The organism is Nocardia asiatica NBRC 100129, from assembly GCF_000308415.1.
In the GTDB taxonomy this organism is placed as follows: Bacteria; Actinomycetota; Actinomycetes; order Mycobacteriales; family Mycobacteriaceae; genus Nocardia; species Nocardia asiatica.
The window spans coordinates 1-25,591 of record NZ_BAFS01000175.1 but is presented as its reverse complement, the minus strand read 5'-3'; the positions used below and the strand labels follow the sequence as shown (position 1 = coordinate 25,591).

General features: G+C 69.4%; 22 protein-coding genes and 1 pseudogene. 14 read left to right on the top strand and 9 right to left on the bottom strand.

Annotation, left to right across the window (positions count from 1 at the left end; translation table 11 throughout):
* The 6 genes from ON27_RS16800 to ON27_RS16775 form a co-directional block, all read left to right on the top strand.
* On the top strand, positions 1 to 1,779 hold a 1,779-nt coding region (locus ON27_RS16800; protein WP_051046687.1), incomplete at its 5' end, for a putative type IV secretion/conjugal transfer ATPase.
* The gene (locus ON27_RS16795) at positions 1,776 to 2,084 is read left to right on the top strand and encodes a transposase (protein WP_043727510.1); all 309 of its coding nucleotides are present in this window, start codon (positions 1,776 to 1,778) and stop codon (positions 2,082 to 2,084) included. The genes ON27_RS16800 and ON27_RS16795, both read left to right, overlap by 4 nt.
* A gap of 37 nt (positions 2,085 to 2,121) precedes the next feature.
* The gene (locus ON27_RS16790) at positions 2,122 to 3,786 is read left to right on the top strand and encodes a peptidoglycan DD-metalloendopeptidase family protein (RefSeq protein ID WP_043727508.1); all 1,665 of its coding nucleotides are present in this window, start codon (positions 2,122 to 2,124) and stop codon (positions 3,784 to 3,786) included.
* A gap of 86 nt (positions 3,787 to 3,872) precedes the next feature.
* Complete coding sequence (locus ON27_RS16785) at positions 3,873 to 4,415, top strand: hypothetical protein (protein ID WP_245559982.1); 543 nt, start codon at positions 3,873 to 3,875, stop codon at positions 4,413 to 4,415.
* A gap of 43 nt (positions 4,416 to 4,458) precedes the next feature.
* Complete coding sequence (locus ON27_RS16780) at positions 4,459 to 6,294, top strand: type IV secretory system conjugative DNA transfer family protein (protein ID WP_043727504.1); 1,836 nt, start codon at positions 4,459 to 4,461, stop codon at positions 6,292 to 6,294.
* On the top strand, positions 6,291 to 6,677 hold the full coding sequence (locus ON27_RS16775) for a DUF4913 domain-containing protein (RefSeq protein ID WP_245559981.1): 387 nt from the start codon (positions 6,291 to 6,293) through the stop codon (positions 6,675 to 6,677). Before ON27_RS16780 ends, ON27_RS16775 begins: the two co-directional genes overlap by 4 nt.
* Before the next feature lie 81 nt (positions 6,678 to 6,758).
* Here the strand turns inward: ON27_RS16775 and ON27_RS16770 are convergent, their stop codons facing one another.
* Positions 6,759 to 7,310, bottom strand: a complete 552-nt coding sequence (locus tag ON27_RS16770) for a hypothetical protein (RefSeq protein ID WP_043727499.1) — start codon at positions 7,308 to 7,310, stop codon at positions 6,759 to 6,761.
* Positions 7,311 to 7,720: 410 nt separating this feature from the next.
* Complete coding sequence (locus tag ON27_RS16765; protein WP_043727497.1) at positions 7,721 to 8,599, bottom strand: peptidylprolyl isomerase; 879 nt, start codon at positions 8,597 to 8,599, stop codon at positions 7,721 to 7,723.
* A gap of 140 nt (positions 8,600 to 8,739) precedes the next feature.
* Between ON27_RS16765 and hisS the strand changes: the two genes are divergently transcribed.
* The 3 genes from hisS to ON27_RS16750 all read left to right on the top strand — a co-directional run bounded on the left by hisS (position 8,740) and on the right by ON27_RS16750 (position 11,915).
* A complete protein-coding gene (gene hisS, locus ON27_RS16760) occupies positions 8,740 to 10,011 on the top strand; it encodes a histidine--tRNA ligase (RefSeq protein ID WP_043727494.1) in 1,272 nt (423 codons plus the stop codon).
* 137 nt (positions 10,012 to 10,148) lie between these two features.
* The gene (locus tag ON27_RS16755; protein WP_051046684.1) at positions 10,149 to 10,796 is read left to right on the top strand and encodes a hypothetical protein; all 648 of its coding nucleotides are present in this window, start codon (positions 10,149 to 10,151) and stop codon (positions 10,794 to 10,796) included.
* A 114-nt stretch (positions 10,797 to 10,910) separates the two neighbouring features.
* Positions 10,911 to 11,915 (top strand): malate dehydrogenase, encoded by a 1,005-nt coding sequence (locus ON27_RS16750; protein WP_043727491.1) that lies wholly within the window; start codon positions 10,911 to 10,913, stop codon positions 11,913 to 11,915.
* Positions 11,916 to 11,954: 39 nt separating this feature from the next.
* Here ON27_RS16750 and ON27_RS16745 read toward each other — a convergent pair whose 3' ends face one another.
* From ON27_RS16745 to ON27_RS16730, 4 genes are all read right to left on the bottom strand, one after another.
* The gene (locus ON27_RS16745; protein WP_043727489.1) at positions 11,955 to 13,034 is read right to left on the bottom strand and encodes a 2-oxoacid:ferredoxin oxidoreductase subunit beta; all 1,080 of its coding nucleotides are present in this window, start codon (positions 13,032 to 13,034) and stop codon (positions 11,955 to 11,957) included.
* Complete coding sequence (locus tag ON27_RS16740) at positions 13,031 to 15,031, bottom strand: 2-oxoacid:acceptor oxidoreductase subunit alpha (RefSeq protein ID WP_245559980.1); 2,001 nt, start codon at positions 15,029 to 15,031, stop codon at positions 13,031 to 13,033. The genes ON27_RS16745 and ON27_RS16740 overlap by 4 nt, the downstream gene beginning before the upstream one ends.
* A gap of 110 nt (positions 15,032 to 15,141) precedes the next feature.
* The gene (locus tag ON27_RS16735) at positions 15,142 to 16,158 is read right to left on the bottom strand and encodes an Rv2578c family radical SAM protein (protein WP_043727485.1); all 1,017 of its coding nucleotides are present in this window, start codon (positions 16,156 to 16,158) and stop codon (positions 15,142 to 15,144) included.
* A 31-nt stretch (positions 16,159 to 16,189) separates the two neighbouring features.
* Complete coding sequence (locus tag ON27_RS16730) at positions 16,190 to 17,194, bottom strand: NAD-dependent epimerase/dehydratase family protein (protein ID WP_043727482.1); 1,005 nt, start codon at positions 17,192 to 17,194, stop codon at positions 16,190 to 16,192.
* 174 nt (positions 17,195 to 17,368) lie between these two features.
* On the opposite strand from ON27_RS16730, the gene ON27_RS16725 reads away from it, so the two are divergent.
* Together ON27_RS16725 and ON27_RS16720 are read left to right on the top strand one after the other, a co-directional pair.
* Positions 17,369 to 17,728 carry a type VII secretion target gene (locus ON27_RS16725; RefSeq protein ID WP_245559979.1) on the top strand — a complete coding sequence of 120 codons (360 nt, stop codon included), beginning with the start codon at positions 17,369 to 17,371 and terminating at the stop codon, positions 17,726 to 17,728.
* On the top strand, positions 17,725 to 19,341 hold the full coding sequence (locus ON27_RS16720) for a hypothetical protein (RefSeq protein WP_043727480.1): 1,617 nt from the start codon (positions 17,725 to 17,727) through the stop codon (positions 19,339 to 19,341). The genes ON27_RS16725 and ON27_RS16720 overlap by 4 nt, the downstream gene beginning before the upstream one ends.
* Before the next feature lie 75 nt (positions 19,342 to 19,416).
* Here the strand turns inward: ON27_RS16720 and ON27_RS16715 are convergent, their stop codons facing one another.
* Complete coding sequence (locus ON27_RS16715) at positions 19,417 to 19,953, bottom strand: hypothetical protein (RefSeq protein WP_043727515.1); 537 nt, start codon at positions 19,951 to 19,953, stop codon at positions 19,417 to 19,419.
* 115 nt (positions 19,954 to 20,068) lie between these two features.
* On the bottom strand, positions 20,069 to 20,992 hold the full coding sequence (gene ypfJ, locus ON27_RS16710) for a KPN_02809 family neutral zinc metallopeptidase (RefSeq protein WP_043727477.1): 924 nt from the start codon (positions 20,990 to 20,992) through the stop codon (positions 20,069 to 20,071).
* Positions 20,993 to 21,181: 189 nt separating this feature from the next.
* On the opposite strand from ypfJ, the gene aspS reads away from it, so the two are divergent.
* Both aspS and ON27_RS16700 read left to right on the top strand, forming a co-directional pair.
* A complete protein-coding gene (gene aspS / locus ON27_RS16705) occupies positions 21,182 to 22,975 on the top strand; it encodes an aspartate--tRNA ligase (protein ID WP_043727474.1) in 1,794 nt (597 codons plus the stop codon).
* A gap of 75 nt (positions 22,976 to 23,050) precedes the next feature.
* On the top strand, positions 23,051 to 24,019 hold the full coding sequence (locus tag ON27_RS16700; RefSeq protein WP_051046686.1) for a DUF389 domain-containing protein: 969 nt from the start codon (positions 23,051 to 23,053) through the stop codon (positions 24,017 to 24,019).
* A 7-nt stretch (positions 24,020 to 24,026) separates the two neighbouring features.
* Here ON27_RS16700 and ON27_RS16695 read toward each other — a convergent pair whose 3' ends face one another.
* Positions 24,027 to 24,998: a hypothetical protein gene (locus ON27_RS16695; protein WP_043727473.1), complete on the bottom strand. Its 972-nt coding sequence runs from the start codon at positions 24,996 to 24,998 to the stop codon at positions 24,027 to 24,029.
* A gap of 190 nt (positions 24,999 to 25,188) precedes the next feature.
* Between ON27_RS16695 and ON27_RS16690 the strand changes: the two are divergent.
* Positions 25,189 to 25,591 (top strand): annotated as a pseudogene (locus ON27_RS16690) (kinase); the annotation flags it as partial.

The following is a 25,591-nucleotide window of genomic DNA, read 5'->3' as shown; positions in this document are numbered from 1 at the left end:
GACTACACCGCCGACCGCGCCATGGGCACCCCGTACACGGACAAGGCGGCTCGCCGCGCGAAGGCGAAAGCCGATCGGCGCAAGCAGTCCGGCCCACCGCTGCTCGACGACGCCACGCGCGCCAGGCTGGAGATGATCGCCCGGGAGGGCAGTGGCCTGCGGGCGGCGTTCGCGCAGTTCCGGGTGCGCACCGACGACATCCGCCGCCGCAACTACGCGGCCCGCGCGGAGCAGACCATCGAGGACGGATTCGACCGCAGCACGGCGCAGCTCACCGACCGCGGCTACGCCGGACCGGGCGGCGGCCGCATGAACGTGGTCGGCCGCCCGGTCGAGTACCGCGCCACCACCGCCCAGGTCGCCGGGTTGTGGCCCTGGTCGGTGGGTGCGGGCGCGCCGCTGATCGGCACGCCCCTCGGTTCGCATCTGCACACCGGAGCCCCGGTCTGCTTCGATCCGATGAACTGGTTCATGCGCGGCAGTTTCATCACCGCCCCCAGCCTGTTCGTGCTCGGCCTCAACGGTTTCGGCAAGTCCTCGCTGGTCCGCCGGATCGTGCTGGGCGGCATCGCGCAGGGGATCACGCCGCTGATCCTGGCCGACGTCAAACCGGACTACCGGAAGATGGTCGAGCTCGTCGGCGGCCAGGTGATCGACCTGGGCTACGGACACGGCAAGCTCAACCCGCTGGCGGCCGGTGTGCTCGGCGCGGTCGTTCCGCGCTTGGAAGAGTTCCCGGCCCTGCAACTGCAGGTGCTGCAGGACCTGCGGGCCAGGCAGGTGACGCTGATCGCGGGCCTGGTCGAACTGGTGCGCGGCGACCGGGTTCGCGACTACGAGGAGACCTTGATCTCCACCGCGCTGCGCATCCTGTACCGGCCGGGCAGCGGGTACACCCCGGACAAACCGCCGATCATGGAGAACCTCCTCGAGGTGATCGTCGGCGGCGGCGAGGAATTGATGCTGGACGCGGGTTCCGACGACCCCGCGGAATACCAGGAAGCGATCAAGGGGCTGCGCCGCTCCCTACGCGCGCTCACCCAAGGGCCGTTCGGCGCGGTGTTCAACGGCCAGACCACCGTGCCGATCGACACCAGCGCGGTCGCGGTGTGCATGGACGTCTCGCACATCCCGACCGGCGACAAGAAGCTCAAGGCCGCGGTCATGCTGGCCTGCTGGGCCGACGGGTTCGCCTCGGTCGAGGCCGCGCACGTGCTCGCCGACGCGAAGCTCGGCCCCCAGCGCTATTTCCAGGTGGTGATGGACGAGCTGTGGCAGGTGCTCGGCCTCGGTGACTTCATGGTCGACCGCGTCGACGAACTCACCCGGTTGCAGCGCGGCATCGCCACCGCGCTCATCATGATCAGCCACACCATCAAGGACCTGCAAGCGCTCGGATCGGAAGCCGCCATCGCGAAGGCGCTCGGTTTCCTCGAGCGGGCCCGCGCCAAGATCTTCGGCGCGCTCCCGGCCGAGGAGATCAAACGGCTGGACAGCACGGTCCCGTTCACATCGGCCGAGGAGGAGATGGTGACCGGGTGGTCCGCACCGCAAGCGCTGACCGGTGAGGCGCTCAAGCCCGGGCAGCAGCGGCCGTCCCCGCCCGGTACCGGCAAGTTCCTCCTGAAGATCGGTGAGGACCGCAGGCCCGGCATCCCGTTCCACATGGAATTCACGCTTTCGGAGAAGGAAAGCGGGATCCACGACACCAACCAGCGGTTCAGCGAATTCACCGAATCGACCGCGCGTGGAACGGACTCACCGGGGAGCGCCGCATGATGCCGCACCGGTCCTACCGTCGCGTCTCTCCGGAAGTGCGCCAAGCGGCGGTCGAACAGGTCATCGCGCTGACCGGCAAGCTGCGCAGTGAATCGGAGGCCTGCCGCGTGGTCGCCGAACAGATCGGCGTGCACACGAACTCGGTGCGCAACTGGGTGCGCGCGGCCGAAGGCCCCAGTCTCGAGCGGATGGACGCGATCGCGCTGCGCCGCAAAGTGGCACTGCTGCAACAGCAGTTGGCGGCCGCCGCCGAGATGAACCGCACACTGGCCGACACCCTCAACGAAGCCCGGCGCCGGACGTGAGCCACGGCTGCGCGCGGCACGATGCCGGAGTGCGGCGATGAGCGGCAAGTCGGCATTGTGGACGGCGCTGGGCGCGGTGCTCGGTCTGGTCACCATCGTGCTGGTCATCGTCATGCCCGCCGTGGACGACCCCTGCGAGGGCGGCTCGGTCCTGGGCTCGCAGTCGGTGCTTCCCCCGCTGGGCGGATACCCGCCGGGCGATCGGCGCGCGGCCGCGACCGCGACATCCGGCGCGTCACAAACCAACCCGGCCGCGACCGCCACACCTTCGCTTGCCGCGGGGGTGGGTCCGCTGCGTCGCACGTTGCCGATGGCCACCGGAACATTCACCGTGTCGGACACGTTCGGTTCGCGTGGTGGCGCGCACCGGGGCATCGACTTGGCCGCGGCCGACGGCACGCCCATCTTCTCGGTGTCCGACGGCCGCGTGGTCGCCGCCGGTCCGGCCTCGGGATTCGGCAATTGGATCGTGGTCGACTCGGTGGACACCAACGGCCGTTCGTACTCGGCGGTCTACGGCCACATGTGGGACTCGGGCGTGTTCGTCCGGCCGGGTGACACGGTGACCGCGGGGCAGCACATCGGCGCGGTCGGCTCCGCGGGCGAATCCAGCGGCCCGCACCTGCATTTCGAGATCGTCCCCGGCGGCCGCTTCACCGGTGGACGCCAGATCGACCCGCTGCCCTGGCTGGACGGCGCGCCGACCCCGGACCTCGGCGGTGCGCGCGCCTACTCCAGCGACCCGCGTTGCAGCCTCGGCTTCGGCACCGCGGGCGGCGCGCTCGCCGCGGGCAAGGTGCCGCAGGAACTGGAGATCTGGTATCGCCGCGCGGGTTCGATCTGCCCGCAGGTCACCCCGTCGCTGCTGGCCGCGCAGGGCAAGCAGGAGTCCGGTTTCCGTCGTGGCGCGACCTCGCCGGCCGGGGCGCAGGGTTTGGCGCAGTTCCTGCCGACCACGGCGGTGAGCATCAATCCCGACGACGGTCAGCCCTACGTGATCGACGCCGACGGCAACGGCGTGGCCAGTGTGTGGGACGACGGGGACGCGATCATCGGCCAGGGCCGGTACATGTGCGCGATCGCGCACAAGATCCAGCGGTGGCAGGCCGAGGGCAGGGTGCAGGGCGACATCGTCGCGCTGACGCTGGCGGCGTACAACGCGGGCGAAGGCGCGGTGCTGGCATCCGGCGGCATGCCGAACCAGCTCGCGGCCCACTACGCCGAGACCCAGCCGTATGTGCGCAATATCCTCGCGATGGAGGCGCAATACCGAGCGCCGGGTTCGCTCGGCAGGTTCACTCCCGGGCAGGGTTCCAGCGGCGACCAGATCGTCGAAGCGGCGCACGAGTGGCTCGGCACCCCCTATGTCTGGGGCGGTGGCGGACCCCAAGGACCGAGCGGCGGGGGACTGGACGGACCGGGCTTGACCGCCGCGGCCGTGTTCGCGGCCTCCTCCGGCGCCGTGACTCTGCCGCGCACGGCCGAGCAGCAGTGGGAGGCGGGCGCCGAGGTGCCGATGAGCAGAGCGCAGCCGGGAGATCTGGTGTTCAGCTCGTTCGGCCCGCGTGGACCCGCGCAGGTCGGCGTCTACGCGGGAAACGGGCGGATGATCCAGTCGGTGCCCGGCACGGATGCCCGGTCGCCGGGCGGCGTTTCGGAAGTGGCTGTGCCAGGGGACGGACGGGCGAGGAGGGTGCTGTGAGCGTCGACGGGGCCGAACACACGGCTGCGGGACTGCCGCACCCGCCCCGGGTGCGGCTAGCCTGGATGGACAGAGCGAATGCACGCGTGAAACTGGGGGTGATGCTGGTGCTGAGCGCCGCGGTACTGAGTGCGGCCTGCGGCCGTGCGGACCGCGCGGACGCGGGATCCGATGTGGCGCACCCCGCTACGTCCACACCCCGGTTGCTGGAGGGGGTGCCCGCCCCGGACCCGGTGACGCCCGATGGCGTGGCGGTCGCGGCGTTGCGCGAGATCTACAGCTGGCAGCCCGCTACCGAGACCCAGGGCGCTTCCCTGGGCCGGGCGCGGAAGTTTCTCGGCCCCAGCTTGATTCGTATGCTGGATGCGGCGCCGACCGCGGTGGAGACACCGAAGTCGACGTTGCAATGGTCGGATTGGGCGAGGGAAGGGGCGCGGGTGGAGGCGTTCACTTTCGCGTCCGGTGAGAAGGCGCCGACCCTGAGCGACCCGAACGTCCAGCAGTTCAAGATCGGGATCGAGCAGACGGCCGTCTATCCGGACGGGCGCAAGGAGCCGTTGCCGCCCGCCACGGTGATCGCCACCGTCGTGCGCACACCCGACGGCTGGCGGCTCGACGCGTTCCGCTGACCACCCGCTTTCCGTTACCGGACGGCCGACCCAGGAGGCACACATGGCCAAGAAGAAAAAGGTGACGGATCCGGCCATCCCCGGACCCGACGTCAGCCTGCTACTGACCTACGCCGGCTTCGCGATCTTCGGAACCCTCTGGCTCGCGTTGCATCTGGGCAATCTGCTCGCGGGCAGCCCGCAGAAAGTCCCGTTCAACCCGATCGCGATCGCGGCGGATCTGGCGCGCGGCAGGCTGCAATGGCCGGGCGCGGCCACGGCGATCGTGCTGCTGGTGATCCTGAGCGTGGTCGCCTACCTGGTGATCCGCAAGGAATTGCAGAAGCGCCGGTCCAAGGGCAGGCTGCCGGTCGACGACAAAGCCGACGTGATGGGCAACGGCGGCGCGATCTCGATGCTCACCGAGGCGGGCGTCCGGGAGAAGGCCGAGCAGCTGGGCGTGAAACTCGGTTACAACGACGTCCCGGGTGTGCCGATCGGCGTCGGAGTGGCCGACGGCGTGATGCTCTACGGCTCGTACGAAGACCTGCACCTGGACATCTGGGGGCCGCGCCAGGGCAAGTCGACCTCGCGGGTGATCCCGGCGATCCTCACCGCGATCGGTCCGGTGCTGGCCACCTCGAACAAGCGCGACGTGGTGGACGCGACCCGAGATGTCCGCGAGGCGAAAGGCAGCCCCACCTTCGTCTTCGATCCGCAGGGTGTCGCCGGTGAGGAACCGACCTGGTTCTGGGATCCGCTGTCCTGGGTGGACGCCAAGCGGGAGGGCTGCGAGATGCGCGCGGCACGGTTGGCCGGCCACTTCGCCGACGGCGACGACGGCCGCGACACGAAGACCGACGCGTTCTTCGATCCCGAGGCCGAGGACCTGCTGGCCGGGTTGTTCCTCGCGGCCGCGGTGGGCGACCGCAACGGCAGCAGGCCGATCGTGCAGGTGTGGGAATGGGTGACCAACCCGCAGGACACCGAACCCATCGAGCTCCTGCGCGCCGCCCGCCACCACTACACGGCCTCGGGTCTGTCCTCGCAGTACAACACCGACCCGCGCACTCGCAGCGGCATCTTCGGCACCGCCAAGAAGATGATCCGCTGCCTGAAGCTGTCGAACGTGCACCCGTGGATCACCCGCGGCGGCGACCGCAGGGAGTTCGACGAGCTGGAGTTCCTGGAGAACAACGGAACGCTCTACAGTCTGTCGCTGGAAGGCCGCGGATCGGCCGCGCCGCTGGTGAGCGCGCTCACCGAGGCGGTGGTGGACGTGGCGATGCGGAAGGCTTCCCAGTCGGCCGGCGGGCGCCTGGCGATACCGATGCTCGCCGTGCTCGACGAGGCCGCGAACGTGGTGCGCTGGAAGGATCTGCCCAAGCAGTACAGCCACTTCGGCTCGCGCGGCATCGTGGTGATGACGGTGCTGCAGTCCTGGGCGCAGGGCGCCCGCTGCTGGGGTGAGAGCGGGATGAACGCGCTGTGGTCGGCGGCGAACATCAAGGTGCTCGGCAGCGGCGTGGACGACACCAAGTTCCTGCAGGAGCGTTCGGACGTGCTCGGCGAGTACGACGCGATTTCGCAGTCGGTCTCCGAATCCAAAGGCGGCAAGAGTTATTCGCGTTCGCTCGGCTCGTCCAAGACCTTCTCGGTCAATGGGCTGGCGACGCTGCCGCGTGGCCGGGCCATCCTGTTCCCCTCCGGCGCGCCGCCGGTGCTCCTGCGCACGGTGCCGTGGTGGGAGGGTGAGTACGCTGCCGACGTGAAGAAGTCCATCTCGCGTCACGACCCGCAGCGCAAGACAGAGATCGCGGACGTGATCGGCTCGCCTTCGCTCAGCAAGTCGACGCCGCCGCCGGAATACGGACAAGTCGAGGAGGTTCGGCCGCTGTGACCGAACAGCAGCAACAACCGATGATCTACGCGAGCGTGGTGGAGTTCGTCGAGAACTACCTCAGCCTGGTCTATCGGCGGCAGGTCACCGATCTCAGTGACACGGTGTGGTGCCCGGAGTGGTGGCAGCACGCCGAGGCGGTCGCCCGGCTGGACGCGCTGTGGCGTGCCTGGGAGCACTACCGGCTGGACGGGCGCACCGGATTGAGCGTGTGGTTCCTGGATCACGCGGATCCGCACATGTCGAAGCTGTTCGACCCCAAGGGGCCGTTCAAGTACTGCAGTGTGCGCAACGGCCACAAGGACATGCTCAGCCCGCTGCCGCTGAAATCGCCGCAGCACGGCATGTTCGGGGACCCCACGATGGGCGAGTTCCACACGTAATCCACTGCGTGGCAACTTTTCCCGCGGTGACCCCACGAACGCGAACGCCCGCCGGAATCCGGCGGGCGTTTGTTCGTCCTGCTAGCGCGTGCGTTCCAGGCCGCGAGAGTCCAGTTGCCGCGCCCGGGTGACCGTCGGCGCCTCGTCGGGGCGACCGCGTACCGCCTCGCCGGGCGGTTGCGCCTGCCCTACTTCGATCAGCATCCGCACCGCCGCGAGTTCCGGTGCGACACCCATTTTGGCTAGATGGGCCGCGATCGCCATTCGTCGCTCCGCGGAGTCGTATTGCATAGCCGGCTTGGCGCCGACGGCGGCATTGGCGGCCATCCGGGATGCCTCGGCTTGCGCGGAGAAGCGGTCCTTCTCCAGGGAAACGCCGGACTTTTCCGCGATCGGCTTCTCGATCAGCCGGGCCAGTTCGGTGTTGCGCGGATCCTTGGCTTTCGCGTCCCGAGCTTCCCGGATCTGCAATTCCTTGGCCTCTTTGATGCGGGCTTCGGTGAGCTTGGCGCGCGCTTCGGCTTCCTTCTGACCACGCTCGCGGGTCCGCAAGGCGACGAGCGTCGCAAGCTGCAACATTGTCCTCATCATGGCCGCGGTTTCCCGGCCGATGTCGTCCAGTTCCTCGGACATGGCTGCTCCCCGATGCTGCAGTGATCACTATGGATGGTTGTGGTGCTTCGTTACGGACGCCGCCACGCGAACTGTAGTCCCGCGCAGCGGGTCCCGCCTGCAAACATAGACACCCCGGAGGGCTCGCGGCGCGGCACTCTCGGTTCGGGATCACCCGGCCGATGGGTGACTACGCTGCGGGAACTCCGTGTTTCGAGATTACCCGACAAAGGTCGGCACAATCGAACGAGCGTGCTGCCAGATCAGCATATATCGCACATTTCCGGCGTGTCTCCTGGCGCGCCGGATGATCTTCGGATTGAGGACAGCCTAACTGAAGAAAGGCGTGGATATCCTCGCTCCGGCAGAACGGGGCTGGACAGGGCTCGGGCCCGCGGCCGGAAACCGGCGGCGGGCCCGAGTGCTCGCGCTCAGCGGTCGATGCGTACCGACTGGATGGTGACCGGCTGCTTGGGCTTCCCGTCGCCGGGCCCGTTGGAGTCGTCCTGGCCCAGTGCGGCGATCTTGTCGAGGGTGGCGAGGCTGTTCTCGTCCACCGTGCCGAAGATCGTGTACTGCGGCGGGAGCTGCGAATCGGCCTGCACGATGAAGAACTGGCTGCCATTGGTCCCCGGGCCCGCGTTGGCCATGGCGAGTACGCCGCGCTTGTAGGCGATCGGCTCCGTGGACGCTGCCGGATCATTCGGAGCGTACTGATCGGTCGGGTATTCGTTGTCGAATTCGTAGCCCGGCCCGCCCATTCCGGTGCCCGTGGGGTCGCCGCACTGCAAGACCTTCAGGCCCTCGCCCGCGGTCATCCGGTGACAACTGGTGCCGTCGAAGTAGTTCTGCGCCGCCAGGCTGACGAAGCTGTTCACCGTGCACGGCGACTCGGCGTTGTTCAGGGTCAGCCCGATCGGGCCCTGGCTGGTCTCCATGCTGACACTGACCTTGGCGTCGACGCCCGTGGTGGGGATGCCGTCGGCTTTCGGCTTGTTCACCGGCTTGTCCGCGGGTTTGGCGCTGTCGCGGTAGGCGCAGTCGACCGTCGCGGGCTTGGCCTCGGCCGAGGGCGGGGCGGCCGCGGTGGGCGTGGCGGACAGCGAGGCGTCGGCGGCGTCGGAGCTGCCGCTGTCGTCGCCGCGGGTCAAGAAGTACACCCCGGTCACGGCGGCGACCACGACGACGACACCGAGTACCGATCCGGCGATCGTGAGTTGCTTGCGCTTGCGCGCCCGCTCCGCCCGGTTGGCGAGCTGACGTTCCAGCTTGCGTTTCGCCGCTGCTCGTCGCTGTTCGTTGCTCGGCACTACCACGTTCCTCCCGTATCCGGTTACATCGGGATAAGAGTGTGCCATTTCTTCCTGAGACTGCTCGGCAACCTTCCTGTGCGGCGCTCACGCGCAACCGGTTGGACTTGCGGGGGCGTAGTGGTGGAAACTGGGGAATCGTGACCAAGACCAGCAGCTTCTCCGCCCCGAAGGGGGTACCGGACTACGTGCCACCCGGCTCGGCCGAGTTCGTCGCGGTGCGCGACGGCCTGCTGCGCGCCGCCCGACTGGCCGGGTACGGACATATCGAGCTGCCGGTCTTCGAGGACACGGGCCTGTTCGCCCGTGGCGTCGGCGAGTCGACCGACGTGGTCACCAAGGAGATGTACACCTTCCCCGACCGCGGCGATCGCAGCGTCACCTTGCGTCCGGAAGGGACTGCCGGCGTGATGCGCGCGGTCATCGAGCACGGCCTCGACCGTGGTCAGCTGCCGGTGAAGTTGTGCTACGCGGGGCCCTTCTTCCGCTACGAGCGTCCGCAGGCCGGCCGGTACCGGCAATTGCAGCAGGTCGGCATCGAGGCGATCGGCGTGGACGACCCGGCGCTGGACGCCGAGGTGATCGCCATCGCCGACGCCGGGTTCCGTGGCCTCGGGCTCGACGGTTTCCGGCTCGAGCTCACCTCGCTGGGTGACGAGACGTGCCGTCCGCAGTACCGCGAACTGCTGCAGGATTTCCTGTTCGGCCTGCCGCTGGACGAGGAGACTCGGCGGCGCGCCCAGCTCAACCCGCTGCGCGTGCTCGACGACAAGCGACCCGAGGTGCGCGCGATGACCGCGGACGCGCCGCTGATGATCGATCACCTCTCGGAGTCGGCCAAGGCGCACTTCGAGCAGGTGCTCGGCCACCTGGACGCGCTGGGCGTGCCGTATGTGGTGAACCCCCGGATGGTGCGTGGACTGGACTACTACACCAAGACCACGTTCGAGTTCGTGCACGACGGTCTGGGAGCGCAGTCCGGCATCGGCGGCGGCGGCCGCTATGACGGGCTCATGGCCGAACTCGGAGGGCAGCCGCTGTCGGGTATCGGGTTCGGCCTGGGGGTCGATCGCACCATCTTGGCGCTGGCGGCCGAGGGCAAGTCCGCGGGCGACCAGGCCCGCTGCGAGGTCTTCGGCGTGCCGCTCGGCGACGCCGCCAAGCAGCGGCTGGTGTTGCTGGCCGCGCAACTGCGGGCCGCGGGCATCCGGGTCGACCTGGCCTACGGTGGGCGCGGCGTGAAGGGCGCGATGAAGGCGGCCGACCGCTCCGGGGCCAAGTTCACCCTGGTGCTCGGTGACCGGGACCTCGCGGAGAACACCGTGGGGCTCAAGGACATGGCGACCGGCGATCAGCGGCAGATTCCGCTGCCCGAGGCGGTCGGCGTGCTCCGGGAGTCGCTGGCCCGGTAGCGGGCGGGGTCATGTCGGGTTTCCCGGCACCCGCGCCGTGCGCACGGTACTGTGCGTCGAACCCGTCGCTGACCGGGCTGTGGGCGCGGTCGCGTCATCGGCGCACGACGGCATCGGAGTCGCGAGAGGGCGGAGCAGTGTCCACGAATCCTGACGACCGGCAGGCGCTCGCACCGGTGGGGCTCGATCTGGTCGCGCCCGAGCTGTACGCGCCCATGCTGCGCCGCTTGGCGCTGGCCGCCTCGGGCATCGGCCTCGGCGCGGCGCTGCTGGCCGCGACCGTGGTGAGCTGGCCCATCGCGGCGGCCATCGGCGTCGTCGTCGGCGCGCCCACCGTCCTGTACGCCGTCGCGCTGCGCAGGCGGCGAATGTGGGTGACCGGAACGACGATTCACGCCCGCAGGTTGTTCGGTGAACGCCAGGTGGAGATGTCGGCGGTAACCGGCGTCGAGATCTTGGTGTTCCCGGCCAGATTGAGCCGGATCGCCTTGCGGGTCACCGCGGGGGAGATCTCGCAGGTCGTCCCGCTGGCCATGTACACCGACGCGGGCAGCGGTCGCGAACTGCACCTGCTCGGCCTGCGCAGGCTCGCCGACGCCCTGTCGTCGAGCCAATTGGCGGCGGCCGTAGCGGTTTCCGAGATGCTGGTACACCAGTTGCGCGCCGAGGCGCGGGACGCCGGACTGGAGGAACGGCCGCTGTATCGAGCCGTGCGGCTGGCGCGGGCCAAGGACGCGGTGTCGCCGATCGTGCTGACCGACACCGAGGTCGCCACGCTCGGCTGACCGCGCGGCTGCGCGGTGCGCCAGGGACTGTCGCGTAGCTCACCGTGCGCCGTCGGGGACGGTGAGAGTGGCTAGGGTGGGCACCAGGAGTCCGTCGACCGCAAGGAGTTCGTCGTGAGCACCGCCGCTGGGGCCGTGACCGTCACCGTGACCGGAGCCGCGGGGCAGATCGCCTACGGCATGCTGTTCCGGATCGCTTCCGGCGCGATGCTGGGTCCGGACACACCCGTACGGCTGCGGCTGCTCGAGGTCCCGGCCGCGGCGGCGTCGCTGGAGGGCGTCGCGATGGAACTGGACGACGGCGCGTTCCCGCTGCTGGAGTCCGTCGACATCAGCGACGACCCATGGATCGGTTTCGCGGGCGCCCACATCGCCCTGCTCGTCGGCGCCCGGCCGCGGACGGCCGGAATGGAACGCTCGGACCTGCTGGCCGCCAACGGCGCGATCTTCACCGAGCAGGGCGCCGCGATCAACGCCAGCGCCGCCGACGAGGTGAAGGTGCTGGTGATCGGCAACCCGGCAAACACCAACGCCTTCATCGCCATGAGCAACGCGCCCGACGTGCCCGCCGAGCGTTTCACGGCCATGACCCGGCTGGACCACAATCGCGCCATCGCGCAGCTGGCGAAGCGGACCGGCGCGCCCGCCGCCGCCATCGCCCGCGTCGCGATCTGGGGCAACCACTCCGCCACGCAGTACCCGGATATCGCGCACGCCACCATCGCGGGACGTCCCGCCCTCGACCTCGTCGGCGATCGGACGTGGGTCACCGACGAGTTCGTGCCCACCGTGCAGCAGCGCGGCACCGCTATCATCCAGGCCCGCGGCGCGTCCTCGGCGGCCAGTGCGGCCAGCGCCGCGATCGATCACGTCCACGACTGGGTGCGGGGCACCCGGGACGGCGACTGGGTCTCCATGGCCGTCCCCTCGGACGGCTCCTACGGCGTGCCCGAAGGGCTGATCTGTTCGTTCCCGGTCACCTGCGCGAACGGCGAGTACCGGATCGTCCCCGATCTGGCACTCGACGATCTCGCCCGGTCCCGGATCGCGGCGTCGGTCGCCGAGTTGGAGCAGGAACGCGACGCCGTCATCGACCTCGGCTTCGCCAAGCGTGCCTGATCGCCTCCGCCGCGTGGACGCTCGGCGCCCAGCGGCGGGTTATCCGACCGTCCACGTTTCAGAGCCGGTGAGCAGGGACTGCAGCGATTCCGGACCGACGGGTTTCTTCTCGCGGGCCGTCTCGGTCTGGTAGCGCACCCCGTCGTCGTAGGTCGGGCGGGAGACACTGCGGAAGACGCCGGTGACCACGTGGTTCAGTCCTTGGTCGGACAGCCGCGACAGCGCGTAGGCGTATTCCGGGTCGTCGGCGTAGGCGTCGTGCACGAGGATGTCGGATTCGGCGACACTGTCGGTGCGGGCCACCGCCAGCCCGAAGCCGCGGCGCACGACCGCGAACTCGCCCTCGGCGCCGAAACGGATCGGCTCGGCGTGTCGCAGCGGGATGAGATGGTCGGCGGCGTTGTCCCGGCGCAGCGCGTCGAACGAGCCGTCGTTGAAGATCGGGCAATCCTGCAGGATCTCCACGAACGCCGTACCGCGGTGCGCCGCGGCGGCGCGCAGCACCTCGGTCAGCCCCGCCCGATCGGAATCCAGCGCGCGGGCGGCGAAGGTGGCTTCCGCGCCCAGTGCCACCGACAGGGTGTTGAACGGGTGGTCCACCGAGCCCATCGGGGTCGACTTGGTGATCTTGCCCTGCTCCGACGTCGGCGAGTACTGCCCCTTGGTCAAGCCGTATATCCGGTTGTTGAACAGCAGGATCGTCATGTTCACGTTGCGGCGCAACGCGTGGATGAGATGGTTGCCGCCGATGGACAGCGCGTCGCCGTCACCGGTCACCACCCAGACCGACAGGTCGGGTCTGCTGACCGCCAGACCGGTCGCGATCGCGGGCGCGCGACCGTGGATGGAGTGGATGCCGTAGGCCTCCAGGTAGTACGGGAAGCGGCTCGAGCAGCCGATCCCGGACACGAACATCAGATTCTCGCGGCGCAACCCGAGTTCGGCGAGGAAGCCGCGCACCGTCGCCAGGATCACGTAGTCGCCGCAGCCGGGGCACCAGCGCACCTCCTGATCGGAGGTCCAGTCCTTCACCTTCTGCGGTCCGTCCGCGGACGGCACCCCGGACACTCCGGTCAATCCCAGATCGGTGCCGACCAGCGAAGTCTCCACGATGGTCATGCGTCACCCCCAGCTGTGCGGTGGACGGCTGCCTGGCCCGCGCTCGGTCCGGTGCGGGCCGCGGGACGGACTTCGTCCGGCAGCGTTCGGTAAGTGGCCCGCGCCCGCGCGGCGAAGACCTTGTTCTGTTCCATCTCTTCGATCGACCCGTCCAGCGCCGCGTCGATGACCCCGACGAGTTCCTGAGCGGAGAACGCGGTGCCCGCGATCTTCGTCCACGGCCGCACGTCGACCAGGAACTTCGCCCGCAGCAGCGTGGCCAGCTGGCCGCCGTTCATCTCCGGGGCGACCACGACGCGATAGCGGCGCAGCACGTCACCGAGGTTGGCGGGCAACGGATTCAGATGTCGTAGCTGAGCATGGGCGACGGCGACGCCGCGCCGTCGCGCGCGTCGGCACGCCTCGCCGATCGGGCCGTAGGAACTGCCCCAGCCGATCAACAGCAGTTCGGCGGCGCCGTCCGGATCGTCGACCGTGAGATCGGGCACCTGGATGCCGTCGATCTTGGCCTGCCGCAGGCGGACCATGAGTTCGTGATTGGCCGGGTCGTAGGAGATGTTGCCGGAGCCGTCGGCTTTCTCCAGCCCGCCGATCCGGTGGGCGCGACCTTTCGTGCCCGGGACGGCGAGCGGGCGCGCCAGCGTGTCGGGATCGCGCGCGTACGGCTGGAACGGGTCGGCTTCGTCGCCTTCCGGTTCGAACGCCGGGTCGATCGGCTCCAGCTCGCTCACCCGCGGAATGGACCACGGTTCGGAGCCGTTCGCGATCGCGCCGTCGGACAGCAGCAGCACCGGCGTGCGGTAGGTGAGCGCGATCCGCGCCGCCTCCACGGCGGTGGCGAAGCAGTCCGCGGGCGAACGCGGCGCGAGCACCGCCACCGGCGACTCGCCGTTGCGGCCGTAGAGCGCCTGCAACAGGTCGGCCTGCTCGGTCTTGGTCGGCAGGCCGGTCGACGGCCCGCCGCGCTGCACATCGATCACGATCAGCGGCAGCTCCGTCATCACCGCGAGGCCGATGGTCTCGCTCTCGAGCGCGAGTCCGGGACCGGAGGTGCTGGTGACGCCGAGCGCGCCGCCGAGCGAAGCGCCGAACGCCGCACCGATTCCCGCGATCTCGTCCTCGGCCTGGAAGGTGGTGACGTCGAAGTTCTTGTGCTTGCTCAGTTCGTGCAGGATGTCCGAGGCGGGCGTGATCGGGTAGGTGCCAAGGAAGACCGGCAGCCCGGCCAGCTGACCGGCGGCGATCAGGCCGTAGGCGAGCGCGGTGTTGCCGGTGATCTGCCGGTAGGTGCCCGGCGGCAGTTTCGCGGGCGCGATCTCGTAGGTGGTGGCGAAGCTCTCGGTGGTCTCGCCGTAGTTCCAGCCCGCCCGGAACGCAAGCACGTTGGCCTCGGCGATGTCCGGCTTGGTCGCGAACTTCTCCCGCATGAACTGCTCGGTGCCGCCGATCGGCCGCCCGTACATCCAGGACAGCAGGCCGAGCGCGAACATGTTCTTCGCGCGCTGGGCGTCCTTCTTGCCGACTCCGGTCGATTCGGTGGCGCCGAGGGTGAGCGAGGTCATCGGGACGCGGTGCACCACGAAGTCCGACAGCGTGTCGTCGGCGAGTGGATCGGCGCGATAGCCGACCTTGGCCAAGGCCCGCTTGGTGAACTCGTCGGTGTTGACGATGACGGTGGCGCCGCGCGGGAGGTCCTCCAGGTTCGCCTTGAGCGCGGCCGGGTTCATCGCGACCAGCACGTCTGGCTGGTCACCCGCGGTGAGGATGTCGTAGTCGGCGATCTGGATCTGGAACGACGAGACGCCCGGCAGCGTGCCCTGCGGCGCTCTGATCTCGGCGGGAAAGCTGGGCTGGGTGGCCAGGTCGTTACCGAAGGCGGCGGCCTCGTGGGTGAAGCGATCGCCCGTCAGCTGCATTCCGTCGCCGGAATCCCCGGCGAACCGAATGACGACCTTTTCCAATTTCGCTGTGCCGACATCTTTTTGGTGTGAAACCATATGCGTGCTTCACTTCCTCGTCGCTGAGAGGTGCCATCGCCAAACTACTCCGTCGAACGCGGTGCGCGCCGCCGAAGCGCGCGGACCGGCGAGATTCGGCGATGCGGGCGTCAGGCGAACAATGCCAGTTGCGACCCGGTCGTGTGCGTGGTTGCGCGTCGTGTCTCCGGTTCGGCTTCCGTGCGCGTCGTCAGACCGTGCTCCGCCAGCAGCGGTGCGACTCGCGCGCGCAGCCAGGCCGAGTACTCCGGCGTGACGTAGGCGCCGCGGCGATACAGCTGGCGGTACCGGCGCAGCAGCGCCGGATGATGCTCGCCCAGCCAGGACAGGAACCAGTCCCGCGTGCTGCCGCGCAGATGCATGGGGAAAGCGACGGCCGAGTCCGCCCCGGCATCGGCGATCGCGCCGAAGATCGCGTCCAGGTGCTCCCGTCCGTCGGTGAGGCAGGGGATGACCGGAGCGACCAGGACGTGGACCGCGAATCCCGCGTCGGCCAGCGCGCGCACCAAGTCCAACCGGGCGCGGGGTGACGGTGTGCCGGGCTCGAGGCTCCGGTGGAGATCCTGGTCGAGGATCGCGATGGACACCGCGAGGCTCACCCGTACCTCGCGGGCGGCGGAGGTGAGCAACGGCAGATCCCGGCGTAGCAGGGTGCCCTTGGTGAGGATGGAGAAGGGGGTGCCGGATTCGGTCAGCGCGCGAATGATGCCCGGCATCAACCGGTATCGCCCTTCGGCGCGCTGGTAAGGGTCGGTGTTGGTGCCCAGCGCCACCGGTTCGCGGCGCCAGGACCGCCTGCCGAGCTCTTTGCGCAGTACCGCGGCGACGTTGGTCTTCACCACGATCTGCGAGTCGAAGTCCCGGCCCGCGTCCAGGTCCAGGTACTCGTGCGTGCCGCGGGCGAAACAGTAGCGGCAGGCGTGCGAACACCCGCGCATCGGATTGACCGTCCATTGGAAAGGCACGGTCGCGCCCTCGGGCACCCGGTTCAGCGCGCTCTTGCAGAGCACTTCGTGGAACGTGATGCCCTCGAACTCCGGCGTCCGCACGGTGCGCACCAGACCGGCCCGGGACAGCCCGGGCAAGGCGCCGTCCTCGGCGTCCAAGGTCTGGCTTTGCCACCGCACTCTCTCAGTCGAACATGTGTTCTAGGAGCTGTCAAGCGATCTGCCTGGTGTCCGGCGGTGTGAGCCGGGCCGGGTCGGCGAAGAACGCGACCAGGTCGCGCACCGTGTCGTCGAGTGGGCGCGGTCGGTAGCCGAGTTCGCGTTCGGCCTTTCCGTGGTCGACGACGGGCGCGGAGATCAGCGCGCCGAGCGCGGCCTTGGAGACGATGTCGGAATTGAACAGCTTGCCGATCGGCGCCAGCACCGGGATGACACCGGACACCAGCTTGGGGGAGATGGCGAACCTCGGACCCCGCTTGCCGCCGTGGTTCGCGGCGACGCGGCACAGTTCGAGCATCGTGACCATCGCTCCGCCGAGCAGGTAGTTCTCGCCGGTGCGGCCGTGTTCTCCGGCCAGTGCCAGGCCCTCGGCCACGTCGCGCACGTCGACCAGGTCGAATCCGCCGCCGATCATGGCGGGCACCCGGCCCAGCGCCGCGTCCTTGAGGGTCCGGTTGATGCGCGAGAGCGGCTTGCCGTGGTCCAGCGGGCCGAACACGCCGGTGGGGTTGCACAGCACGGCGTCGAGGCCCTGATCGATCACCTTCCGCAGCGCCACCTCGCCCGCCCATTTGGACCGGTCGTAGACCGGCAGCGCGGGGTCGGTGGACCGCGGCGCGTTCTCGTCGATCCGGCCGCCGCAGCTGTACTGGTCGAACGCGTGGATCGAGCTGGCGTGCACCATCCGGCGCGCGCCCACGGCCAGCGCGGCCTCGGCGACCACGCGCACGCCCTCGGTGTTCACCCGCCAGGCCAGGTCGTTCTTCTCGGCCAGGGTGATCACGGCGACCAGGTGGTAGACCACCTCGGCGCCGTCCAGCGCGGCACGCATCGAGGCGGGGTCGAGCACGTCGCCGCGCACCCAGGTGACGCCGGGCGCCGCCGGCTCGTCGGGAATCGCCCGATCGATGGCGGTGACCTGGTGGCCGCGCCCGGTGAGGAGGCGGAGCAGATTCGTGCCAAGGTAGCCGGCTGCGCCGGTCACTGCGACCTTCATGGGAGATGAGAATATAGAACTTGTTCTAATTTGCAACACGTTCCAATTCGGTTCGGTCCATCCGGTCGCTCGGCGCGTTCGGGCTCGTAACAGGCGGGTACGGTCCGCTATATTGGGCGCAACCGTAGCGGCCCTTGCCGATTCGGCAGGGAGCCGGCGGATCACGACAAGTTCATGTTGTACGACGATGTGGGGGGCAACTCGATGAGTGATCTCTCGGTAGAGACCGAAGCGGTCCGGGCGTTCGCCGCCACGAACGCCGGAATCGCCGGTGATCTCGCGGGGGCGGGCAATTTCGACGCGGTGCGCAACGTCTCCGCGCTGGTTCCGGTGTTCGGCTTGATCGGAGCTGACTACCTGGCGATGTTCGCCGCGGCGCAAGTGTTGCAGGCCAAGGACATCAACGATCTGTCGGCCAAGTACGCCAAGCTGTCGGAGTCGGCCTTCAGCGCCGCCGCGGCCTACGACGCCGTCGACTGGTCCAACGCGGGGGCGCTCGGGTCGATCGCCGGCCGGATCGGGGACGCGGTATGAGGCCGCTGGACAGCGGCGTCATCGCGCCGCAGGACGAGGCCGTCGCGCACGCGGCCGAGCAGAACGTCGCCATCGGCCAGCATAGCGTGCTCGAGGCGCTGCAGCAGGCCCCGGCCCAGGCGATGCTCGACGTGCCGCTGCCGCAGCTGCCCGAAGATCTCCCGCCCATCGAGCCGCCCGCATTCGTGTTGTCGCGCAAGATCTCCGAGGAGCAGCAGTCGGTCGGCGCCATACCCGCCGGTCTGCCCGGATCGAGCGGCGCGCCGGGCGCGCAGGACGCGGCAGCGGTCCTGCCGTACGAGGCGTCGGCGCTGCTCGGCGATATGAACACCGCGGTCGAACACGTCGCGGCCCCGGCGGTCGAGTCCGCGCTCGGACAGGCGCAGGGTGTGCTCGACGGCGCGCTCGCCGCCGCGCCGAGCGCGATCACCACCGCGGTGAACCAGGCCTCGCCCACCGCCGAGTCGCTGCCCGCGTTGCCCGCCGACCCGGTCGCCGCGCTGATGCAGGGCGTCGCGGTTCCCGCGCTGCCCGGCGTGGACCTGTTGATGAAGCCGATCCTGGACCTGCTCAGCAGCTTCGGCACCGGTGTCATCGGCGCGTTCGATCCCACCGCGATCCTCAGCCAGTCCTCCAAGGTCATCGAGATGGCCATGCAGGTGGGCAAGGGCAGCATCAGCACGGTGGACCAGCTGTGGCAGAGCCAGGCCGCCCGCAATGCCCAGGCCGCGAGCCAGCAGGCGAACGTGGAAGGCCAGGAGACGAGCAAGCGCGGCATCGACATCTCCGAGATCACCCAGCGGGCCGCCGCGGTGGTGCAGCAGGGCAATGCCCAGTTGCTCGGCATCGCGTCGTCGTTCGCCACCCAGGCCACCGCGTTCGCGCCGGTGATCCTCACCCCGCCAGCGCAGGCGGCGCTGATCGCCTCGGCCACCGAGCACCTGGGCAACGCCGTGGGCGTGGTCAACGCCACCCGCGGGGATCTGGCGGGCAAGACCGGCGAACTCAGCAGCATGGTGCAGCAATTGGTCGCGCCGGGCGGCGGCCCGGCGCCCCAGGAGGTGGCGCAGGCGCTGGCACAGAATGTCGGCCAGCCGATTCTGGAGCAGGCGCAGTCCACCGCGTCGGACACCGCGACGAAGGCGGCGGGCCTGGACTCCTACACGCCAGGGACGTCGAATCCGACCACCACCACGCCGTCGTCGGTGCACAACACACCCAGCCCGAGTTCCAACCACGGTGTGCCGAGCGGGCTGCTCGGCAGCAGCCCCAACCGGTCCGGAAGCCCGAGCACGCCCTCGGTGCCCAAAGCCAGCGGCCTGCCCGGCACCACGGTTCCGCCGATTCGCTCGGTCGCCGGTGTCCCCGGTGTTCCGCTGGGTACCGGCACACCCGCCACCACACCGGCCGGTTCGAGCAGCTTCATGGGCGGCCCGGCCGCCGCCGGGCAGCGGAGCAACGAAGAGGAGCACTCGCGCACGGTGCAGCCGTATCAGAGCCCCACCGGCAACGACGACCTCACCGGACCGCTCGGCGAATCCACGCCGGACGTCATCGGTGCGACGCACTCCGACGAGATCATCAGTTCCGACTACGAGCAGGACCAGTTCTGACCCGACTCCGGGGATTGCGCCACGGCACCCGGCCCGAACGGATCGTCGCCGTTCGGGCCGGGTGACCAGCGAATGTCAGTTGTCCTGGACGAACGCGTCGAGCAATTTCCTGTAGAGGTCGGCGAAACGCTTGCGAGCGGCTTGCTGCTCGGCGCCGAGCCCCTCGGTGATTTCCGGGGAGTACACCACCAAATGCACGTCCTGCGCCGATGACTCGGGCATGTAGTCGATGATGCGGCTGCTCTGGTCGATGGGCCTCGGCACGCCGAGATCCGCCGCGGCCAGCGCGGTGGTCTCGGCCAGCGCGGCGCTCAGCACCTCGGGCGGGATGCGACCGTCGATCCGCTTCGGCGGAGTCTCGGGACGGCGATCGGCGGCCACGGCGTCGGGGCTGCTGACCGCACGGCCGTCGGCGAAGATCTCCAGTTGCGGACGGAGATCCGTGCGGGTTTGCCAACCGTCCGGGATGGTGGTCAGCGTCAACAACGCCAGCGGCGCGGCGATCGGCGGTAGCGCACTGGGGCGATCCAGGGCCGGGTCGGCTGTCGCGACGCCCGAGCCCACGGCGACGACCAGCAGCACAACCAGCAGAACAGCTTTCGTAACTCGCATCGATCCCATCTTCCGGTGCTGTCCGTTTCGCCTGCGGCGCAGGCGGACTGCCGTAGATCATGACAGCGCGCCGGCCCTGGCGGTACCGGCGCGCTGGTTCGGGTCCGATCCGGTTCTACCGCACGGTGGGCGGATTGTTCAGATCCTGCGCCGAATAGGTGTCACACGCACGAACCTGGCCGGTCCGGTAGCCGGTGAGAAACCACTTCTGGCGTTGCTCGGACGAGCCGTGGGTCCAGGCTTCGGGATTCACCCGGCCTTGCGCCGCGCGCTGGATGCGGTCGTCGCCGACCGCCGCGGCCGCCGACAGCGCGTCGCTGACGTCCTTGTCCGACAGTGGCCGCAGGAAAGGCTGGTCGCTGCCGGGCGCGGGCTGCTTGTCCGCGAAATGCGCCCAGATGCCCGCGTAGCAGTCGGCCTGCAATTCGGTGCGCACCGCGCCGGACTCCGGACCGCGCGGATCGCGCTGCGCGCGACCGAGATCGCCGAGCATGTTCTGGATGTGATGGCCGATCTCGTGCGCCACCACGTATTCCTGCGCGAGCGGGCCGCCGCTGGCGCCGAAGCGATCCACCAGATCCTGGAAGAAGCTGGTATCGAAATAGGCGGTCCGGTCGGCCGGGCAGTAGAACGGGCCCACGTCGCTGGTGGCGTTGCCACAGCCGGTCGAGGTGGCGCCGGAGAAGAGCACGACTTTCGGCTCGGCGTAGCGTTTTCCTGCCTGCTTCGGCAACTCGGCCGACCACACCGCGTCCAAACTCTGCGCGGTGAGCGCGACTCGGCAGTCGACGTACTTGTTGGCGTCCGCGCCGGTCTTGCAATGGCTCGGCGTGCCCGCCGTGCCCGGCTGCGTCTGGGTCTGCCCGGGCGAGCCCGTGAAATCGCCGAGGATGGAGCCGGGGTCGCCGCCCAGCAACAGCGTCAGGACCAGCACGATGAGTCCGCCCGCCCCGCCGCCCAGCGCGAGTTTGCCGCCCAGGCCGGGACCACCGGAGGAAACCCGGTCCGGATCGATCTGCATGCCCTCGTTGAAGGTCATCGTCGTCGCTTTCTCGCTTGTCCGTCGGGGTCACGCGCCCTCGGTCGTACGAACCCCGGTGCGCACTCCCGCGAATACAGCTTGGCACGGGCGCGGCGATATCGGTTTCCGCTCGGGGAATGTGTCTCACTACGATGGTCTCGCACCTGGTCACACCGCGCCCGGTGCCGAGTCGTCGAAAGGAACCCCGTGCTGCGCACCCACTTGGCTGGTTCGCTGCGAAGCGAGCACGCCGGTCAAACCGTCACTCTCACCGGCTGGGTGGCCCGGCGGCGGGACCACGGTGGGGTGATCTTCATCGATCTGCGCGACGCGTCGGGCGTCGCGCAGGCGGTGTTCCGCGAGGGCGAACCCGCCGAACAGGCGCACCGGCTGCGTGCGGAGTACTGCGTGCGGGTCACGGGCACCGTCGAAGCGCGGCCCAGCGGCAACGAGAACCCCGAACTGCCCACCGGCGCCATCGAGGTGAACGTCAGCGAGCTCGAGGTGTTGAACGAGAGCGCTCCGCTGCCGTTCCAGCTGGACGAGCAGCCCGGCGAGGAAGCGCGCCTGAAGCACCGCTACCTGGACCTGCGCCGCGAGGGCCCGGCGCACGCCATCCGGCTCCGGTCCAAGGTGAACGCGGCCGCCCGGGAGGTGCTCGCCCGCCACGAATTCGTGGAGGTCGAGACCCCGACGCTGACCCGGTCCACGCCGGAGGGCGCGCGTGACTTCCTGGTGCCCGCCCGCCTGCAGCCGGGCAGCTTCTACGCCCTGCCGCAGAGCCCGCAGCTGTTCAAGCAGCTGCTCATGGTCGGCGGCATCGAACGCTACTACCAGATCGCGCGGTGCTACCGGGACGAGGACTTCCGCGCCGACCGGCAGCCCGAGTTCACCCAGCTCGACATCGAGATGAGCTTCGTGCGTCAGGAGGACGTGATCCTGCTGGCCGAGGAGATCCTCGTCGCACTGTGGAAGCTGGTCGGTTACGAGATCCAGACCCCGATCCCGCACATGACCTACGCCGAGGCCATGCGCCGTTTCGGCACCGACAAGCCCGACCTGCGCTTCGGCGTGGAGATCACCGAGTGCACCGACTACTTCGCCGACACCCCGTTCCGGGTGTTCCAGGCGCCGTACGTGGGCGCGGTGGTCATGCCGGGCGGCGCGAGCCAGCCGCGGCGACAGCTCGACGCCTGGCAGGAATGGGCCAAGCAGCGCGGCGCCAAGGGGCTGGCGTACATCTTGGTGAACGAGGACGGCACGCTCGGCGGGCCGGTCGCGAAGAACCTGAGCGAAGCCGAGCGCGAGGGGCTGGCCAAGCACGTCGGCGCGGTCCCCGGTGACTGTGTGTTCTTCGCCGCGGGCGCGCCGAAGGCGCAGCGGGCGCTGCTCGGGGCGGCGCGGGTCGAGATCGCCCGCAAGGTCGGGCTCATCGATGAGGATGCCTGGTCGTTCGTCTGGGTCGTGGACGCGCCACTGTTCGAGCCGACCGTCGAGGCCACCGCGAGCGGCGACGTGGCGGTGGGCCACTCCGCGTGGACCGCGGTGCATCACGCTTTCACCTCGCCCAAGCCGGAGTCGCTGGACACCTTCGACACCGACCCGGGCTCGGCGCTGGCCTACGCCTACGACATCGTCTGCAACGGCAACGAGATCGGCGGCGGGTCGATTCGTATCCACCGCCGCGACGTGCAGGAACGCGTCTTCGAGGTAATGGGGATCAGCTCGCAGGAGGCGCAGGAGAAGTTCGGCTTCCTGCTGGACGCTTTCGCCTTCGGGGCTCCGCCGCACGGTGGCATCGCCTTCGGCTGGGACCGGGTCACCGCACTCCTGGCCGGGGAGGACTCGATCCGCGAGGTCATCGCGTTCCCGAAGACCGGCGGCGGCGTGGACCCGCTGACCGACGCGCCCGCGCCGATCACCGCGCAGCAGCGCAAAGAGGCGGGACTGGACGCCAAGCCGGAGCAGAAGAAGACAACCGCCGTCGAGACCGCGTCGTAGCGGAGCGTCCGCGCGAAAGGTACCTTCCGGTCAGCCGCGTCCTTGCCCGAGGACGCCTATCGGGAGGGGCATCCGTTGCTGCACTTGCGCCTGATCAGCTCGCCGGAGATCACCGACGAGGTGCTCGCGGTGCTCGCCGCCGATCCCGGGGTCACGCACGTGACCCTGGCACGCGGTGTCGCGCTGGAGCCGAAGGGCGATCTCGTGCAGGCGGACGTGGCTCGTGAGGCCGCCAACGACGTACTGGAGGACCTGACCGGGCTGGGCGTCTGCCGGTCCGGCGGATTGACGCTGACACCGGTCGAGACGGTCCTGTCGGAGGCGGGGGAACGTGCGGTGCACGAGGCGCCCGGCGATCCGAGCGACGCGGTGGTATGGGAGGAACTGGTCGCGCAGACCCACGAGGAGTCGAGCCTCAACGCGACCTTCCTGGCGTTCCTCACGATCGCCTGCCTGCTCGCCGCTGTCGGCGTCGCGACCGATTCGCCGGTGACCATCGTCGGCGCCATGGTCGTCGGCCCCGAATTCGGGCCACTGGCGGCTTTCGCGGTGGCGATGGTGCGCAGGGATTTCCAGCTGGTCCGGCGATCGGCGTTCGCGCTCGCGGTCGGCTTTCCCGTGGCGATGGTCGTCACGTTGCTGGCGACAGTGGTGTGGGAGCAGGTCGGCTGGATCACCATCGACGGGGTGTCGAGCATCGATGACGTCGATTTCATCTACCAGGTCGGGCCGTTCTCCCTGGTCGTCGCGCTATTGGCGGGCGCGGCGGGCATGCTGTCGCTGGTCACCGCGAAATCGGCCGCGCTGGTCGGCGTGTTCATCTCGGTGACGACGGTGCCCGCGGCCGGATTCGCCGTCGTCGCGGCGACTTTGGGAGAGTGGCGGGTGGCGTTCCTGTCCGCGGGGCAGCTCGCTGTGAACATGGCCGGCATCGTGGTGGCCGGGGTCGTGGTGCTCGCGCTCCGGCCTCGCGCGGGCAGCGAGGCCGGACCGGTGGGGCGATTCAAGCGGTGGATCGGGATGCGTGCCCGGATCGGCGGCTGACCACGCTTCAGTAGGCGGCGACGGTGCCGCCGGTGAGCGTGCGATAGGCGTAGGTCACCGCGATGGTGGCGACCGGGCCCGCGACCAGCAGGCCGAGTCCGCACAGCAGCAGGCCGAGAAAGGTCACCACGAGCACAGCCAGCGCGAGCAGCAGAACCTGCCAGGCGTTGGCCACCACCAGCGTGAAGCTCGACTTCAGCGCTTCGAACGGCCCCTGGTCCTGGTCGACCACGAAATGCAGCGAGAACATGCACAGCAAGCCGGCGATCAGGCCGGGGACCAGGCAGATCGCCGAGCCGAGGAAGGTCAGCGTGAACGCCAGCAGCGCGGTGAGCAGCACGTTGCCCGCGTTCATGAAGCGGAAGTACGCGCCGAACGGGGGCGGTGTGCCGTCGGTCTCGAACAGCGCGCCGCGCACCATGGCCGCCTGCAGCAGCCATATCGCGGCCATGACCGCCAGGAAGATGAGCAGCACCGGCAGCATGGTGGTCGGGTCGGTGAGTCGCACGACGAGCAGGAACGCCAGGTAGATGACCACGCCCACCGCGGTCACCCCGATCCACGGCCCCGGATTGGCCCGGAATCTCGCCCAGCCGTAGCTGAGCGCCTGACCGACGTCCAGCGTGCTCGGCCCCACCGGCACCTGCTGGTAGCCGTAGACCGGCTCCTGGGCCTGGCCGGGGCCCGGCGGACCCCACCCAGGCCCGGTGCCCTGCGGGCCGTAGCTGGGATGCGGAGCGCCCACGGGCGGGGGCGGCTCGATCGGTTCGCTGCCGTAGTGCGCCGCGCCCGGGCCCTCGAACTGCGGATATCCCGACGAACCCGCCATCTCGTGGCGGGGATGGCCCATTCCCGGGCCGGGAGCCTGCGGATTCGGGCTCTCGTGCTGGCCAGGCAGTGGCGCGAAGCGTTCGTCGTCCTTCGGGGAGGAAGCGCCACCAGCTGATTGCCTGGATGCGGGAGGCGGGGTTTCGGTCATGCGTAGACCTTTCCACTCAACTGGTTTGCGGTGTGGCGCATGGCAGTTGACGATGAGACAACCCGACCGCTGTCGAGGTGTCAAGCGACCTGCGGGCGCGCTCCGGCCGCGCCGCGGACACGCCGAGCGACGCGGAAAGGTTGTGTAACCGCTCGCTAGAAGTGACCGGATGCGAGTAACTTGAGAGGCGATGACCGCACTATTGGCCGAACGCGCCGCCGAAGTCGTGTCCGCAGCGCAACAGTTGCTCACAAAGCGAATGGGTGCTCCGGTAAAGCTGAGCGATCCGATCGAACTCAGCGGTAGTGGTAGGACGACGGTCCTACGCGTGCGTGTAGCGGAGAACGCCTTCTCGTTACCCCGAACCTTGATCATCAAGCAGGTTCGCGGCGCCGCCCAGGATCGCCGCACCGGCGGGCTGGCGCCCGGGGTGGCCAGCATCGATTCCGCTTTCCTCCGCGAGACGGTGTCCTACCAGTTCACCACCGCGCTGAGCCGGGAACACCGGCCGGGCGCGTATCTGATCGCGCACAGCCTCCCGGACCGCCTGCTGATCCTCAGCGACCTCGGCGAGAACTCGCTGCTGACCGCCG